The sequence below is a fragment of the Serratia sp. Je.1.23.a genome, assembly GCF_051129805.1.
Taxonomy (GTDB): domain Bacteria; phylum Pseudomonadota; class Gammaproteobacteria; order Enterobacterales; family Enterobacteriaceae; genus Serratia; species Serratia liquefaciens.
Genome location: NZ_JBCPSR010000007.1, coordinates 100,520 through 116,438, shown reverse-complemented (window position 1 = coordinate 116,438; position 15,919 = coordinate 100,520). Strand labels below are relative to the sequence as shown.

Below are 15,919 nucleotides of genomic sequence, written 5' to 3'. Positions count from 1 at the left end.
ATGCCGCAGGCCGTCTATTTTTTGATGTTGCCCAACGCGCTGTCGCTGGACGTCAGCGGCCCGGCCGAAACCCTGCGTTTGGCTGGGGCATTCAGCCTGCGCTACATCAGCCCACTGCCGCAGATCACCTGCTCGATTGGCATGACGTTGAGCCAGCTGCAGCCGCTGCCCGCCCGACTGGAAGACGGCGCTATTGTGGTGGTACCCGGCGCACGCGATTCACGCAGCGATTTCGACCATCAGGCGGCCGAACAGGCCCGCCACTGGCTGGCGGCGCTGCAACCCGATTTGCGGCAGCAGCGCATCACGCTGGTCTGTATCTGCTCCGGCGCCCTGCTGGCGGCGCAGGCCGGGCTACTCGACGGCTATCAGTGCACCACCCACCATGATGTGATCGAACGCATGCGTCAGCAGGCCCCGGCCGCGCAGGTGAAAGAGAACCGTATCTTTGTTGAAGACCGCAACCTGTACACCAGCGCCGGCATTACCGCCGGTATCGATCTGGCGCTGCATTTGATTAACCGCCAATGCGGTGCAATACGGGCAATGGAGATTGCCCGCGAAATGGTGGTGTATTTTCGCCGTTCCGGCGATGATCCGCAGCTCTCTCCCTGGCTGCGTTACCGCAACCATCTGCACCCGGCGGTGCACCGTGCGCAAGACGTGATGGCCGCCGAACCCGAGGCCGAATGGTCGGTGCCGCAGGTGGCGGAAAAGGCCCATGTCAGCAGCCGCCATTTGGCCAGGCTGTTCCGTAGCCATGTCGGCATCAGCGTGCGTGAATACCATGAACAGCTGCGGCTGGCAGTGGCGCAGCAGCGGCTGCAACAGGGTTATGGGCTGGAAAAAGCGGCGCTGGCGGCGGGGTTTTCCTCCGGTCGTCAACTGCGGCGTGCCCAGCAGCGCGGCTCGACCGCGTTATGACACCAGCCGCCGAGAGTCTATTTTCTGCAGCCCCATCGACAACAGCAGGCTGAGCGCCAACGCCACGCCAAATACCCAGAAGATATCCAGTAACGGATGGGCGGTCAGCGTCAGGTGACGGCTGCGCATAAAATTGACGATAATGGCGTGAAAACCGTAGATTGCCAGCGAATGTCGGGAAAAAATGCCCAACCAGCTAATAGGCTCGGGCAGACAATTTTTAAACCATACCACCAGGGATACCGCCGCGATAAACACCAGCGGCCCACAGTAGATGTAATAAGTATCGGCAAAGTTACCGTTGATGAACATCTGGCTTTTGGTGCCCTGAACGATCAACGCCACGCTAGCCACAAACCCCAATATCGCCAGCCAACTGATACCTCGCCCCTGGGTGTCCATCATGCCAATCGCCCGGCCGGCCAACGCGTACAGCAGGTAGTAAAAGGTGTCCCCATAGATATACAGATTGACCGGCAGCAGATGAACGTTACCCAGGGTCATTGAGCTGGTATTGGGATTGGCAACCACCGCCAGGATCACCAGCACGCCGGCCAGATAGCGGCGTGATACCGGCTTGACGTTGATCAGCGGCGACAGCAGATAAATCACCGCGATCGCATAGAAGAACCACAGATGGTAGAACACCGGCTTTAACAATATGCCGCGCAGCGACGGCCAGAAACCGATTTTGGTAAACGCCGCGATATAAATCAGCGCGACCGCGCTGTAAAACGCAATACAGCAACCAATGCGGATGAAATGCTTTTTGCCGGCGCTTTTCTCGCCGAAAAACAGGTAGCCGGAAATCATGAAAAACAGGGGTACCGAAACGCGCGACAGTGAGTTCAGTACGTTAGCGATGTCCCAGTTATGTTCGCCCACCGCCACCCCGCTGATGACGTAGTAGGTGGTGGCGTGGATCATCACCACCATCATGCACGCCACTGCGCGCAAGTTATCTATCCAGCCAATTTTATTGCTCAAAAGATCGCCCGCAATATTGTCATCTTGATTTGTTAAAATAAGGTTATAGAGCGAAAGTGTGGGTGGCAACCCTGACGGCGAATATCAGAATGTGCTGAAACAACACCTTATCGTTGCTAAGGTGAACAATTGGCGGCAAAATAGCCGCCACAACTCGCTCAGATTGCGCTTCCCGCCCTGGCAGTTCCTTATTTCTTCTTTACTTTCAGTACGATAAATATGAAAACTACTTTACCACCTGCGGCTCGCTTGGGTCGACAGGCGCTTTTATTCCCGCTTTGTCTGGTGCTGTTCGAATTTGCCACCTATATCGGCAACGATATGATCCAACCTGGCATGTTGGCGGTAGTGGCCGATTTCAACGCCGGTGAAGAGTGGGTGCCAACCTCAATGACCGCCTATCTGGCGGGCGGTATTTTCCTGCAATGGCTGCTGGGGCCGTTGTCGGATCGGCGCGGGCGTCGCCCGGTCATGCTGGCCGGCGTGGCGTTTTTTATCGTCGCCTGTCTGGCTATTTTGCTGGTGACCAGCATCGAACAGTTTATCTTTATGCGTTTCCTGCAGGGGATTGGCCTGTGCTTTATCGGCGCAGTGGGTTACGCCACCATCCAGGAGTCGTTTGAAGAGTCGGTGTGCATCAAAATCACCGCGCTGATGGCCAACGTGGCGCTGATTGCCCCGCTGCTAGGGCCATTGGCCGGTGCCGCGCTGATCCACGTCGCGCCGTGGCAGAGCATGTTCGTACTGTTCGCCGCACTGGCTGCGTTTGCCTTTTACGGCCTGTGGAAAGCCATGCCGGAGACGGCTTCGCTGCAGGGTGAGACATTCTCGGCCGCCAACCTGTGGCGCGACTATCGTCAGGTATTGTCCAACCGCCGCTTTATCTGCGGCGCGCTGGCCATCGGTTTCGCCAGCCTGCCGCTGCTGGCCTGGATTGCCCAATCGCCGGTGATCCTGATCAGCGGCGAGTCGCTGTCGACGCTGGATTACGGTCTGCTGCAAATTCCGGTGTTCGGCGCGCTGATCCTCGGCAACCTGACGCTGGCACGTCTCACCGGCAAGAACAGCGTACCGCGCCTGATCAAGCTGGGTGCGGGGCCGATGATGCTGGGTTTGCTGATCGCGGCGCTGGCGACGATATTCTCCAGCCATGCCTATCTGTGGATGACTGCGGGTCTCAGCCTGTACGCTTTCGGCATCGGGCTGGCCAACGCCGGGCTGTATCGTTTGACGCTGTTCTCAAGCAACGTCAGCAAAGGCACGGTCTCCGCCACCATGGGCATGTTGAGCATGATGGTGTTCACCGTCGGTATCGAGCTGGCTAAAGTGGCTTACGTGTGGGGCGGCAGCGGGCTGTTCAATCTGTTCAACCTGCTCAGTGGCCTGTGCTGGCTGGCACTGGTGGCGCTGTTCCTCAGCAAACGCCGCAGCGGCGATGCAACACCGACGCCTAACGCTGCGTTATAACAAGCGCCGAGCTAACGACACGGGAAGAGACGATATCTCTTTCCGTGTTTCAAGATTTACACTGGATTTAACTCTATCAGTCAGATGAATCAGTTCTCAAACTTATAGCCCATGCCAGTACCGCCTCATGGCTGATAAAATTCATCTGTTCAACGTCACTCTGTTCTTTCTCTCGCACAAACCCGGCATACTTTTCATCATCTTTCTTATGGGCAGTGGTGAAAAACCTTCAGTATTCATCCTGATGACCTCGCGACTTAATCAAAACACACGGCTATACCCAAAATAATTGGAGTTGCATCACAACAAAGCCGCGGCTTTGTTGAACAGCGCTTGCGCTGGCCCTAACGGGGCGAAGCTTTGCCGAGTAACGCGGCAAGAGCATGAGTCCCCAGGAGCTTACTCAAGTAAGTGACTGGGGTGAGTGCTGGCAGCCAACGCAGAGGCAGCTTCAGGTATGACGGGTATAGAGTCCGCTGTCGCGCAACAGGTGTTGGTTGCCCTTGCGGCGGGTAAATCCGCTGCGGTCGAAAAACTCCAGCACCTGAATGGCCAGTTTACGCCCCACGCCGAGCCGGTCACGAAAATCGGCGGCGTTGGCGCTGCCCTGCGTTTCATCCAGTTCACGGATCAACGCGGCGAATTGTTCTATCCGTTGGCTTAGATAGTAACGATCCACCACCACTGCCGTGACATGGCCCAACTGAGCGGCTTTACGCAGCGTGGTCCGCACCCATGCCTCATCCTCGCCCAATTCGGCAGCCAGATCGCGCACCCACCAGGCTTCGTCGCCGAACAGCGGTTCAATACGGGCCCACAGGATTTGCTCTTCAGCGCTGAACGCCAAACCGTGCTCCGGCAGGTGCAGCCACCCGCGCGTATTGCTAAGCAAACCGGCAGCCAGCAGCCGATCGATCATCATAAATGCCAGCGCCTCAGACAGTTGCGGCACGGCCATGCGCCGCAGGCGCGCACGCCCCAGGCCGAGCTGATCGGCATGCTGCTGATGATACTCGGCCAACACCTGCAACAGGCGCTGTTGATCCAGCTGTGCATTCTCCTGCGCCAATGCCCTATCGCCGGCAATCAGCAACTCATGACTCGCCAACAACTTCGCCAACGGTTTCTCGGTCAGTTGTCGCGCCCAGGCAAAGGCCGCCAGATCCAGCGCGCCCTTGGGCAAATGCAGCGCCAGCACCTGACAGTCATCGTCGGCCTGTGCCAGCGCCGCCAGCCAGGCCAAATACTCGGGTTGGCGCTTACCCCGTTTGGGCGTCGTCAAGCTCAGCACCCTTGCGCCGCCCAGGGTTTGGCGTGCGCCAATATCGCGCAGCACCAGCCGATCGTTTTCGGCCAGCCATAGCGGACGGTCAAGGATCAGTTCCGCCAGCCCATCACTGAGCAACGAAACTCGCCCGGTAATATGGCTGGCGGCATGATGTAAATGCAGCGGCTGCCAGTGCTTTATCGGCAAATCCTTATCTAACGCCACCAGAATTCGCTCGGCGGCGATCGGGGGCTTTTGCGCCAGCAACCAATCGCCGCGTGCGACCTGATCTTTGCTGACGTCACCGCTAATATTCAACGCAATACGCTGTCCAGCCTGCGCCTGCTCAGCCGGTTGGTTTTGCGCGTGCAAACCGCGAACCCGCACCGGCGCGTCGGCACCGGTCAGCCACAGCGTATCGCCTACCGCCACCTGGCCACCCAGTGCGGTACCGGTCACCACCAAACCAGCGCCTTTCACGCTGAACGCGCGATCCACCGCCAGGCGGAAGCGGCGCGTTACCGCATGTTCGTCAGGCCGCAGCGCCAGCAAATGCGCGCGCAGTGCGTCGATTCCCTGCGACTGCGGCGCGGCGGTGACAAACACCGGTGCCTGTTGCCAACCCTGGCGCGTCAGCTCCTCGTCAAGCTGCTGTCGAACCTCTTCGACACGCGCTTCATCCACCCGATCGGCTTTGGTCAAGGCCACCGTCAGCGCCGGACGCCCGCTCAATCGCAGTATCGCCAGGTGCTCGCGCGTTTGCGCCATCACGCCATCGTCGCAGGCCACCACCAGCAAGGCATGGTCGATGCCACCAACGCCCGCCAGCATATTGGCGAGGAATTTCTCGTGTCCCGGCACGTCGATAAAGCCCAACACCCGGCTATCGGGCTGCGGCCAGTAGGCATAACCCAGATCTATGGTCATGCCACGGCGTTTTTCTTCCGGCAGGCGATCCGCATTGATCCCGGAGATCGCTTGCAGCAGGGTGGTTTTGCCATGATCGACATGGCCGGCGGTAGCAATAATCATTCTCTCAGGGCCTCAATCAGCGCGTCTTCCTGCTCCAGACAGCGCAGATCGAGCCACAGCCTGCCGTCGTTAATTCGGCCGATCACCGGCTGCGGCAGCCGACGCCAGCGTTCTGCCAACGCTTCCAACGTTGCGCCACGGCCATCGCGCGGCGCAAAGGTCAGCGCATAGCTGGGCAGCCGATCGACCGGCAACGAACCGCTGCCAATCTGCGACCAGCAGGGTTCGGCACGCAGTTGGAAATACCCGGCAAACTGCGGCGCCAGCACCTGCAACAGACGTTCGGCAGAACCCTGCATCGCCCGCTGCGGACGGGTCAATAGCCGTAGCGTCGGCAGCTGTTGTGCCAACAGTTCGGGCTGTTGATAGAGTCGTAAAGTCGCTTCCAGCGCCGCCAGCGTCAGTTTGCCAACGCGTAGCGCACGCTTCAGAGGGTGTTGCTGCAGCTTGGCGATCAGCGCCTTTTTGCCGACGATGATGCCGGCCTGCGGGCCGCCGAGCAGCTTGTCGCCGGAGAACGTCACCAAATCGACTCCGGCGGCGAGCAACCGCTGCGGCATGGGTTCCGCCGGCAGACCGTATTGCGCCATATCAATCAATGAGCCGCTGCCCAGATCGGTGGCGGTCGGCAGGCCATGCTCTGCGCCGAGCTGCGCCAGTTCGGCTTCTTCCACCGCGGCGGTAAAGCCCTGGATGCTGTAATTGCTGGTATGCACCTTCATCAGCAGCCCGGTCTGTTCGTTAATCGCGCTGCGGTAATCTTTCAGGTGGGTGCGGTTGGTCGTGCCGACCTCAACCAGCTGGCAACCGGCCTGGCGCATCACGTCGGGGATGCGGAACGCACCGCCAATTTCCACCAGTTCGCCACGCGATACCACCACCTGCTTGCCGGGGGCGATCGCCGCCAGCATCAGCAGCACCGCAGCCGCATTGTTGTTGACGATGCAGGCGTCTTCCGCGCCGGTCAATTGGCATAATAAATCCGCCACCGCGCGATCGCGGTGACCACGACCGGCACCGTCCAGATCGTATTCCAGCGTTACCGCCGCGCCCATGGAACTCGTCACCGCCTCTATTACCGGCTGCGCCAACAGGGCCCGGCCAAGGTTGGTGTGCAGCACGGTGCCGCTGAGGTTGAATACCGGTGCTAAAGCCGGACGCTGCCATTGCTCCAGCTCCGCGCTGAGCGCCTGTGCCCAGTCACCGCACCAGTCGGGTAACCTTTGGTGGTGTTTAATGGTTTCACGCGCCTGCAGTTGCAATTGACGCAGTAACTCGCCAATCAGCGTTTGTCCGTGCTGCGTAACCAGCGGTTCGATAGCGGGATCGCGCAACAGGCGATCGATGGCGGGTAACTGGCTGTAAAGAAGCTGGGATTCAGTGCTCATGGTCGCTCGGTTTCAGTGTAGAGGTCTCGCATCAAGTAAAACCCCGCCGCAGCGGGGTGAGCGAAATCAGGGGGGCAAGGTGCGGGCAAAGCTTTCACGGGCAAACAGCCGCTCGGCCAGTTTGATCAGCGCCGGTCGCTCGACGCACCAGTTGGGCATGATGCGGCGGAAATTCAGGTAGCCCAGCGCACAACCGGTAGCAATATCCGCCAGCGTCAGCGCTTCGGCATTGAGCAACGTTTTTTCCTGCGCCAGTTTTTCCAGCGCATCCAGCCCGTGCGTCAGCTTGTCTCGCTGGCGCAAGATCCAGTTTTCGTCCTGTTTTTCCGACGCCCGTTTGCTCTCGCGAAACAACGTGGCGGCAGCTTCCGTCACGCCATCGGCCAAGGCTTCCACCTGGCGTATGCGCAACGCGGCGGCGCGTTCGACAGGCAAAAACGCCGGGGCCACGGACAACATTTCGAGGTATTCGGCAATCACCCGCGAGTCGTAAAATACGGCGCCATCATCGGCCACCAGCACCGGCACTTTGGCCAAGGGGTTCAGCTCAACCACCCGGCTGCCCGGTTCATACGGCGGATCGTTAACGAATTCGAACGCCATCCCCTTTTCCAGCAGCATCACGGAAATCTTGCGGACAAAAGGGCTGGTGTAACTGCCAATAAGCTTCATCAGTCTTCCCCTCGCTTGCAAACCACAACGTTGTTATTGCACCGCCAGCGTGTCGATAATCCTCTGGACCAGCGCCTGGTGCGCCTCCGGCGTTTTGGCCGGCGACAGCATTTGCAACGTCACCACCCGCTTGTTGAACACCGTCAACATGATGGTAGACACCACCTTCTGCCCGCTGACGCTCTGCTCGGTATCCAGCCGATGGAACTTCTGCTTGCCGACGGTGAAATTCTCTTCTTTGGTGGTCCGAATATTTTGATAGCGATCGGCCAGTTCGGTGAGCATGCTCTGCGTCAGGTCCTTGAGCATTTTATCGCTGCCGTTGAGCTTCATGCCGTCAGGCGGGATCACTTCGGAAGAGACGGTGCTCTGGCGTGATTTCCCGTCGAGGAAGCGCTGAATGGTGGACTGGCTGTCGTTGACGATGCCGCTGTTCTCAGTCTGATCGCTAAAGCCCGGCGGCAATTCAAAGGTGATCTTGCCCTTTTGCATCGAGACTTTCAGCCCCGGGGGCGTCGCTGGCGGAGTTTCGACCGCCGGCGGTGGCGGTGCAGGCTGCGTGACGGTCGGTTTGGGATCCGGCTTCGGTATCTCCGGCTTGGTATCGTCCTTGTTGTCACAGGCTGCCAGCCCTGCCGCTAAAACAGCAACCGCAGTGAATTTCGCAATGGTCTTCAACATCGTCTGTCCCTTTTCCTTTCGCTTCGCGCGTCATTGCGTAAACGTAGCAACTCGCCCGGGCGAATGCCAGAATCCCCGTCCGAAATTAATGGTATTTACGGCCTTAAAGGCGTAGCGGGCAAGGACAGTTTGAGTGCGGACAGCGCGCAGGCCCCGGAGCGTACACGCAGTACGTGAGGAGGCCGAGCACTGCCCAAGGTTAAAATGTCGCAGCCCGGTAGCCGATCATCATTCCCCCGGGAACAGGAATGGATTGATGCTGCTGCGGGCAAAGCCTTCGTCTTCCATTTTGGCGTCGAGCACCAGCGTGGCCAAATCATCAGCGACGGCCTCAACCTGCGGGTCTTTTTCCTGATACAAAATCTTCAGGTAGGTACCGCAGTCACCGCAGCTCTCCGCTTTAACCGATGCCAGCTCGGTGTCCAGCGACCAATAGTTGAGATCGCGGGTCTGCTCACAGTTGCTGCATTTGATCCGCACCACGTGCCACTCGCTTTCGCACAGGTTGCAGTGCAAATAGCGCAGGCCGCTGACGGTGCCGATATGCACCACGCTGGAAACCGGGATGCTGCCGCACACCGGGCAGAATTGACGGTGTTCGCCGTATTCGGCGCGCGCCTTGCCGGGGATAAGGCTGGCCATCTGCGCCCAATAGAGCGACAGCGCGGCCCAGATGAACGGCGCTTTTTCGCTGCCGATCTTGGCGAAATCCTGGTTAAGCAACGCATCAGCCAACAATTCCAGCTCGTGCGCCGAGGCTTTTTCCAGGTTATCCAGCACCGCCAGAATGTGCTCCGGCGCCTGCGGGCGCAGCTCGGCAATCAGCGATGTCAGCAACCGGTGCCAGTGTTGGCTACGCGGAAAAACGCTCAGATCCAGCGGCGGCTTGCCACTGTCGGCACCCTGCTGCAGGACTTCGGTAAGATCAAGCGTCAGCGGGTTGTCGTGCAACGCATGGTGCTGCGCTTCGGCCAGTTGGGCAGCAAAATTCAGGTAGTCGCCCAGCGGGTTGTCGGTCGCCAGCTTACGCAGGCGTTCAGCGCGGCGGCTGTACAGGCTTTTCAGATTAGCGAAAAGTAACGGCGGGATGGTCTCCGCCGTTGTGGACTTCTCGCGCTGTGCCCCTAACTGCTCTTTAGGAACGATGCGGATGCTCATCAGGGTTTGTCTTCCTGTTGTTTCTCGCGGACCTCTCGGTACCAGCGCGGGTGATGTTTTTTAGCCCAGGCCGCCGGCACCCAGCCTTCCACCATCGCGGTAATGGTGCCTTTTACCCACAGCGCGGCGTAAATGTGCACCATAATCACGATAATCAGACCGACCGCAGCCAGCGAATGCACCAGCAGCGCAATGCGGATCAGCGGTATCGGGAACGACGGCGCAAAGTAAGGCCGCCAAATCACCACACCGCTGGCCAACAGCAACACCAGGCTAATGATTGCCGCCCAGAATACGCACTTCTGACCGAAATTATAACGCCCGGTGTCACCCACTTCCTCGTTCATGGCGATTTTATGGATGTTTTTGGCCCAGACGATGTCCTCGCGATTGATCAGATTATGCTTCCAATAACGCAGGAACATCAGCAGGAAAGCCGCAAACATAATCACGCCGACAAAGGGGTGCAGAATGCGCGCCAGTTGCGGCGTACCGAAAATGTTCATCAACCAGTTGAAGGAGGGGAAAAAGAACCCCAGCCCGCTGATGGCGGCGAACACAAAGCAGAACGCCACAATCCAGTGGTTAATCCGCTCCGGCGCGCTGTAGCGCTGAATACGCTTTTCCTTTTTCATTTGCGCGTCTCCTCATCATGCAGCTCGTCGTTATCTTCCTCTTCGACGCGGTTTGGTCCGACGCCGACGTAGTGGAACACGCTCGCTGCAAAGGTGGCGGCAAAGCCGATGGCCGCCAGGGGTTTCCACACGCCTTTCCAGAACGTGACCGCCGGGCTGATGCTCGGGTTATCCGGCAGACCGTGATACAGCTGCGGTTTGTCCGCATGGTGCAACACGTACATAACGTGCGTGCCGCCCACGCCCGCCGGATCGTACAGACCGGCGTTCTGATAGCCACGGGTGTTCAGCTCGCTGACGCGATCGGCGGCGACCTGCTTCATCGCTTCCTTGGTGCCGAAGTGAATGGCGCCGGTCGGGCAGGTTTTCACGCAGGCCGGTTCCTGGCCAACATCAACGCGGTCGACGCACAGGGTACATTTGTACACCCGGTTGTCGTCCTTGTTCATGCGCGGCACGTCGAACGGGCACCCGGCGATGCAGTAACCGCAGCCGATACAGTGCTCAGACTGGAAGTCGACGATACCGTTGGCGTACTGGATGATCGCACCTTCCGATGGGCAGGCCTTCAGGCAGCCCGGGTCGGCGCAGTGCATGCAGCCGTCCTTGCGGATCAGCCACTCCAGCTTGCCGTTTTCCTCCACTTCGGAGAAGCGCATCACCGTCCACGACTTGGCGGTCAGATCGGCGGGGTTATCGTACACCCCGACGTTGTGCCCGACTTCGTCGCGAATGTCGTTCCATTCGGAACAGGCCACCTGACAGGCTTTGCAGCCGATACAGGTAGTGACATCGATCAGCTTGGCCACTTCTTCCTGGTGGTCACGGGCGCGCGGCGCCGGCGTGAAACCATTGGTGGCGGATTTACGAATGATGTCCTGAGATTGCATTGCCATAATTCGTCTCCGTTACACCTTTTCCACGTTAACCAGGAACGCCTTGAACTCTGGCGTTTGCGTGTTGGCGTCGCCGACAAACGGCGTCAGCGTGTTGGCGATAAAGCCTTTCTTGGCCACCCCTTCGTAACCCCAGTGAATCGGGATGCCGATAGTGTCGACCTCTTGGCCGTGCACCTGCAGGGTACGGATACGCTTGGTCACCACCGCCTTGGCCTTGATGTAGCCACGGTTGGAGCTGACCTTGACGGTATCGCCATGCTGGATGCCCTTTTTCTCCGCCAGTTTTTCGCCGATTTCCACGAACTGCTCCGGCTGCGCGATCGCATTGAGCAACGCGTGCTTGGTCCAGTAGTGGAAGTGCTCGGTCAAACGATAGGTGGTGCCGACGTAAGGGAACTTGTCGGATTTACCCATCGCTGCCAGGTCGTCCTTGAACACGCGCGCCGCCGGGTTGGACACCACGTTCGGGTGCAACGGGTTGGTGCCGAGCGGCGTTTCGAACGGCTCGTAGTGTTCCGGGAACGGCCCTTCGGCCATTTTATCGGTGGCGAACAGGCGCCCCATGCCTTCCGGCTGCATGATGAACGGCCCGACGTCACTGCCAGGTGCGGCGGCGCTGTAGTCCGGGATATCCACCCCGCCCCACTTGGCACCGTCCCACTCCAGCAACTGACGTTTTGGATCCCAAGGCTTGCCCTGCGGATCCGCCGAAGCACGGTTGTACAGGATGCGGCGGTTAAGCGGCCATGCCCAGGCCCAACCCAACGTATTGCCGAGGCCGGACGGATCGGCGTTATCGCGCCGCGCCATCTGGTTGCCGGCCGGCGTCCAGCTACCGGCGAAGATCCAGCAACCGCTGGCGGTAGTGCCGTCGTCGCGCAGGTGAGCAAAGGTGCTGAGCTGCTCACCCTTTTTCGCCAACACTTTGCCGTCGGCGTCGAGAATGTCCGCCAGTGCCTTACCGTTGCTCTCCATCGCCACTTCTTCGGCCGCAGGATTATCCGGCGTCAGGTAGTCCCAGGTCATGTTCAACACCTGTTCCGGCACCGCACCGCCGTCACGCGCGTACATCTCACGCAGACGGGTGAAGATGCCCGCCAGGATTTCGCCGTCGTTCAGCGCTTCGCCAGGGGCATCGGCGCCCTTCCAGTGCCACTGCAGCCAGCGGCCGGAGTTGACGATAGAGCCGTTTTCTTCGGCAAAGCAGGTGGACGGCAGGCGGAACACCTCGGTCTGAATCTTCGACGAATCGACGTCGTTAAACTCGCCGTGGTTCTGCCAGAAGTTCGAGGTCTCGGTGTTAAGCGGATCTATGGTCACCAGGAACTTCAGTTTGGACAGGGAAGCCACGACCTTGTTCTTGTTCGGGAACGACGCCACCGGGTTGAAGCCCTGGCAGAAGTAGCCGTTGACCTTGCCTTTCGACATCATTTCGAAGTACTGCAGCACGTCGTAGCCTTTGTCCCACTTCGGCAACCAGTCAAAGCCCCAGTTGTTATCCTTCTGCGCCTTGTCACCGTAGAAGCTCTTCATCAGGCTGACGAAGAATTTCGGGTAGTTGCCCCAGTAGTTCACCTGGCCCGGCAGCAGCGCCTTCGGCGTGTTGGCTTTCAGGTAAGTCTCGAGATCCGGTTGCTTATCCGACGGCAACGTCATGTAGCCCGGCAGGCTCTGCGACAGCAGACCCAGATCGGTCAGGCCCTGAATATTGGAGTGGCCGCGCAGCGCGTTAACGCCGCCGCCCGCCATGCCCATGTTGCCGAGCAGCAGCTGGATCATCGCCATGGTACGAATGTTCTGTGCGCCGACCGAGTGCTGAGTCCAGCCCAGGGCGTACAGGAACGATGCGGTTTTATCCGCCACGCAGGTTTCGGCGATGTATTCACACACCTGGAGGAAGTCTTCCTTCGGCGTGCCGCAGATGTTGGTCACCACCTCTGGCGTATAACGGCTGACGTGTTCCTTGAGCAGGTTCCATACGCAGCGTGGATCTTGCAGCGTGACGTCGCGCTTGGCGAAGCCGTTCTCGTCGAACTGGTAGTTCCAGGTGGTTTTGTCGTATTTGCGGTTTTCCGCGTCATAGCCACTGAACAGGCCGTCGTCGAAGGCAAAGTCTTCCCGCACCAGCAGGCTGGCGTTGGTGTAGGCCTCAACGTATTCGCGGTTAATTTTGTTGTTGGTCATCAGGTACAGCAACACGCCCGACAGGAAAGCAATGTCGGTCCCGGAACGGATTGGCGTATAGAAATCCGCTACCGATGCAGTACGGGTAAAGCGCGGATCGATAACGATCAGCTTGGCTTTATTGTGAATTTTGGCTTCCATCGCCCAGCGGAACCCCACCGGATGCGCTTCCGCCGCATTACCGCCCATGACGATAATCAGATTCGCGTTCTTGATATCAACCCAGTGGTTGGTCATCGCACCGCGACCAAATGTTGGAGCAAGACTTGCTACCGTTGGTCCGTGTCAGACACGCGCCTGGTTGTCTACGGCAAGCATGCCGAGAGCGCGACTAAATTTTTGCGACAAATAACCGGTTTCGTTGCTGGCGGCAGAGGCGCACAGCATGCCGGTGCTCAGCCAACGGTTGACGGTAACGCCCTGTTCGTTGGTTTTAATGAAATTGGCGTCACGATCTTCTTTCATCAGCTTGGCGATGCGGGTGAAGGCGTCGTCCCAGCTGATGCGTTGCCATTTGTCCGAACCTGGCGCCCGGTATTCCGGGAACTTGAGGCGGCTTTCGCTGTGGATGAAGTCGACCAGGCCGGCGCCTTTCGGGCAAAGCGCACCGCGGTTGACCGGGTGATCCGGATCCCCTTCAATGTGGAAAATGCTTTCTTTGGCGTTTTTGGCGCCATCACCAAGGCTGTACATCAACAGCCCACAGCCGACGGAACAATACGTACAGGTATTACGGGTTTCGCGCGCGCGCAGCAGTTTGTACTGCCGGGTTTCCGCCAACGCCACTTCCGGGGCAAAGCCCAGCGCAGCTACCGTCGTTCCTGCCATACCGCCAGCGCAGATCTTAAAGAACTGCCTTCTGCTGACCTGCATGGGGGTCTCCTTTCACTCTCGATTGTCACATTGTTTCAAATGGCGCTTTCCCCCTTGAAGCGGGAAGCGCTAAAATTACTGTTGTTTTTGCGGTGGCAATATTACCACAGCGTGTATGTGGTTGTTACAAACAGGTGCCAGTTAAGTGAACAATATAAACTCAGACCAACACATAAATGAGACCTCGCTCACAGGGGTGACCCAAGCTCAGGTTTATCAACGCGGGCAACTCGCCACCGCACAGCCGGATTGGCTGGCGGAAGAGGTTCCGGTCGCGCTGGTCTATAACGGCATCTCTCACGTGGTGATGATGTGCACGCCCAAAGATCTTGAGGCGTTCGCCCTGGGCTTTTCCCTGTCGGAAGGCATCATCGAATCGCCACGCGATATCTACAGTATAGAGATTAACCAAACCTGTAACGGACTGGAGGTGCAAATAGAGCTCTCCAGCCGTCGGTTTGCCGGTTTGAAGGAGCGCCGTCGTGCCATGGCAGGCCGCACCGGCTGCGGCGTATGCGGTATTGAACAGCTGGCAGACATTTTCCGTCCGCTGCCTGCACTGCCGTTCACCCAAACTTTTTCCCTGGATAATCTCGACTCCGCATTGAAACAGCTGCGAGAAGTACAGGAAGTTGGGCAACTGACCGGTTGCACCCATGCCGCCGCCTGGTTATCTCCACAGGGTGAAGTACTTGGCGGATGCGAAGACGTGGGCCGACATGTCGCCCTGGACAAGCTGCTCGGCGTACGCGCCAAACAGGGCTGGTCTCAGGGAGCAGTATTAACTTCCAGCCGTGCCAGTTATGAAATGGTGCAGAAGGCCGCGATGTGTGGCGTGGAAATTTTGTTCGTGGTGTCTGCGGCAACCTCGCTGGCCGTGGAAATCGCCGAGCGCAGCAATCTGACGCTGGTCGGCTTCAGCAAACCCGGCCGCGCCACGGTGTTTACCCACCCGCAGCGCCTGGTTGATCAGATTAAACCCACACTGTAAGTAGGGCATTGATAATCATTTTCAATATCATTTAAATAACTATAATGATCCGACTGCTTACGCGGTGCTCACAACATTGCGCCGCCCATACACCACTGGAGATGATGATTATGAGTTATTCACTGCCATCCCTGCCGTACGCCTACGACGCACTGGAACCGCATTTCGACAAGCAGACGATGGAAATCCATCACACCAAACATCACCAGACCTACGTTAACAACGCCAACACCGTACTGGAAGCCTACCCAGAGCTGGCGCAATACAGCGTTGAAGAACTGATCCAGGATCTGGATAAAGTGCCTGCTGACAAGCGCACCTTCATGCGTAACAACGCCGGCGGTCACGCTAACCACAGCCTGTTCTGGAAAGGCCTGAAAACCGGCACCACGCTGGGTGGGGATCTGAAAGCCGCTATCGAGCGTGATTTCGGCAGCGTAGAGAAATTCCAGGAAGAGTTCGAGAAAGCCGCAGCGACCCGCTTCGGTTCTGGTTGGGCCTGGCTGGTGCTGAAAGGCGACAAACTGGCCGTGGTATCTACCGCTAACCAAGACAGCCCACTGATGGGCGAAGCCGTTGCCGGCGCTTCAGGTTTCCCAATCGTGGGCCTGGACGTGTGGGAACACGCTTACTACCTGAAATATCAAAACAAACGTCCAGATTACATCAAGGCATTCTGGAACGTGGTTAACTGGGATGAAGCGGCAGCACGCTTCGCTGCGAAGAAGTAATTCACTCCCGGTACTGAAGATGCCCGCGTA

The 15,919-nt window shown here is 58.5% G+C and carries 13 protein-coding genes; 4 read left to right on the top strand and 9 right to left on the bottom strand.

The genetic code is table 11. The features are described 5' to 3' along the window. Positions 1–924 (top strand): GlxA family transcriptional regulator, encoded by a 924-nt coding sequence (locus AAZT04_RS21140; RefSeq protein ID WP_020824688.1) that lies wholly within the window; start codon positions 1–3, stop codon positions 922–924. On the opposite strand, the gene AAZT04_RS21135 is transcribed toward AAZT04_RS21140, so the two are convergent. Then, positions 919–1,911 carry an acyltransferase gene (locus AAZT04_RS21135; protein WP_427691538.1) on the bottom strand — a complete coding sequence of 331 codons (993 nt, stop codon included), beginning with the start codon at positions 1,909–1,911 and terminating at the stop codon, positions 919–921. The genes AAZT04_RS21140 and AAZT04_RS21135 overlap by 6 nt on opposite strands. Positions 1,912–2,130: 219 nt before the next feature. Between AAZT04_RS21135 and AAZT04_RS21130 the strand changes: the two genes are divergently transcribed. Further along, positions 2,131–3,378, top strand: coding sequence for an MFS transporter (locus AAZT04_RS21130; protein WP_115057921.1), 1,248 nt, complete (start codon positions 2,131–2,133; stop codon positions 3,376–3,378). 451 nt (positions 3,379–3,829) lie between these two features. Here AAZT04_RS21130 and selB read toward each other — a convergent pair whose 3' ends face one another. The 8 genes from selB to fdnG all read right to left on the bottom strand — a co-directional run bounded on the left by selB (position 3,830) and on the right by fdnG (position 14,167). After that, positions 3,830–5,677 carry a selenocysteine-specific translation elongation factor gene (gene selB / locus AAZT04_RS21125; protein ID WP_434681616.1) on the bottom strand — a complete coding sequence of 616 codons (1,848 nt, stop codon included), beginning with the start codon at positions 5,675–5,677 and terminating at the stop codon, positions 3,830–3,832. After that, positions 5,674–7,065: an L-seryl-tRNA(Sec) selenium transferase gene (selA, locus tag AAZT04_RS21120; protein WP_434681614.1), complete on the bottom strand. Its 1,392-nt coding sequence runs from the start codon at positions 7,063–7,065 to the stop codon at positions 5,674–5,676. The genes selB and selA overlap by 4 nt, the downstream gene beginning before the upstream one ends. A 66-nt stretch (positions 7,066–7,131) precedes the next feature. Beyond that, the gene (locus tag AAZT04_RS21115; protein ID WP_116691495.1) at positions 7,132–7,737 is read right to left on the bottom strand and encodes a glutathione S-transferase; all 606 of its coding nucleotides are present in this window, start codon (positions 7,735–7,737) and stop codon (positions 7,132–7,134) included. Positions 7,738–7,770: 33 nt separating this feature from the next. Continuing rightward, on the bottom strand, positions 7,771–8,418 hold the full coding sequence (locus AAZT04_RS21110; RefSeq protein WP_434681612.1) for a DcrB-related protein: 648 nt from the start codon (positions 8,416–8,418) through the stop codon (positions 7,771–7,773). A 228-nt stretch (positions 8,419–8,646) separates the two neighbouring features. Continuing rightward, positions 8,647–9,576 (bottom strand): formate dehydrogenase accessory protein FdhE, encoded by a 930-nt coding sequence (gene fdhE, locus AAZT04_RS21105; RefSeq protein WP_020824681.1) that lies wholly within the window; start codon positions 9,574–9,576, stop codon positions 8,647–8,649. After that, a complete protein-coding gene (gene fdoI / locus AAZT04_RS21100; RefSeq protein ID WP_013810963.1) occupies positions 9,576–10,211 on the bottom strand; it encodes a formate dehydrogenase cytochrome b556 subunit in 636 nt (211 codons plus the stop codon). Before fdoI ends, fdhE begins: the two co-directional genes overlap by 1 nt. Continuing rightward, a complete protein-coding gene (gene fdxH / locus AAZT04_RS21095; protein ID WP_020824680.1) occupies positions 10,208–11,107 on the bottom strand; it encodes a formate dehydrogenase subunit beta in 900 nt (299 codons plus the stop codon). The genes fdoI and fdxH overlap by 4 nt, the downstream gene beginning before the upstream one ends. Before the next feature lie 12 nt (positions 11,108–11,119). Beyond that, positions 11,120–14,167 carry a formate dehydrogenase-N subunit alpha gene (gene fdnG, locus AAZT04_RS21090; protein ID WP_434681608.1) on the bottom strand — a complete coding sequence of 1,016 codons (3,048 nt, stop codon included), beginning with the start codon at positions 14,165–14,167 and terminating at the stop codon, positions 11,120–11,122. 145 nt (positions 14,168–14,312) lie between these two features. On the opposite strand from fdnG, the gene fdhD reads away from it, so the two are divergent. Together fdhD and sodA are read left to right on the top strand one after the other, a co-directional pair. Then, complete coding sequence (fdhD, locus tag AAZT04_RS21085; RefSeq protein WP_046374813.1) at positions 14,313–15,158, top strand: formate dehydrogenase accessory sulfurtransferase FdhD; 846 nt, start codon at positions 14,313–14,315, stop codon at positions 15,156–15,158. A gap of 110 nt (positions 15,159–15,268) precedes the next feature. Further along, the gene (gene sodA, locus AAZT04_RS21080; RefSeq protein ID WP_044554332.1) at positions 15,269–15,889 is read left to right on the top strand and encodes a superoxide dismutase [Mn]; all 621 of its coding nucleotides are present in this window, start codon (positions 15,269–15,271) and stop codon (positions 15,887–15,889) included. Positions 15,890–15,919: the final 30 nt, after the last annotated feature.

Coding starts and splice junctions, on each gene's coding strand:
- selA (WP_434681614.1), bottom strand. CDS start 7,065: ATGAGCACTGAATCCCAGCTTCTTTACAGCCAGTTACCCGCCATCGAT.
- fdxH (WP_020824680.1), bottom strand. CDS start 11,107: ATGGCAATGCAATCTCAGGACATCATTCGTAAATCCGCCACCAATGGT.
- fdoI (WP_013810963.1), bottom strand. CDS start 10,211: ATGAAAAAGGAAAAGCGTATTCAGCGCTACAGCGCGCCGGAGCGGATT.
- AAZT04_RS21115 (WP_116691495.1), bottom strand. CDS start 7,737: ATGAAGCTTATTGGCAGTTACACCAGCCCTTTTGTCCGCAAGATTTCC.
- AAZT04_RS21140 (WP_020824688.1), top strand. CDS start 1: ATGCCGCAGGCCGTCTATTTTTTGATGTTGCCCAACGCGCTGTCGCTG.
- sodA (WP_044554332.1), top strand. CDS start 15,269: ATGAGTTATTCACTGCCATCCCTGCCGTACGCCTACGACGCACTGGAA.
- selB (WP_434681616.1), bottom strand. CDS start 5,677: ATGATTATTGCTACCGCCGGCCATGTCGATCATGGCAAAACCACCCTG.
- AAZT04_RS21110 (WP_434681612.1), bottom strand. CDS start 8,418: ATGTTGAAGACCATTGCGAAATTCACTGCGGTTGCTGTTTTAGCGGCA.
- fdhE (WP_020824681.1), bottom strand. CDS start 9,576: ATGAGCATCCGCATCGTTCCTAAAGAGCAGTTAGGGGCACAGCGCGAG.
- AAZT04_RS21130 (WP_115057921.1), top strand. CDS start 2,131: ATGAAAACTACTTTACCACCTGCGGCTCGCTTGGGTCGACAGGCGCTT.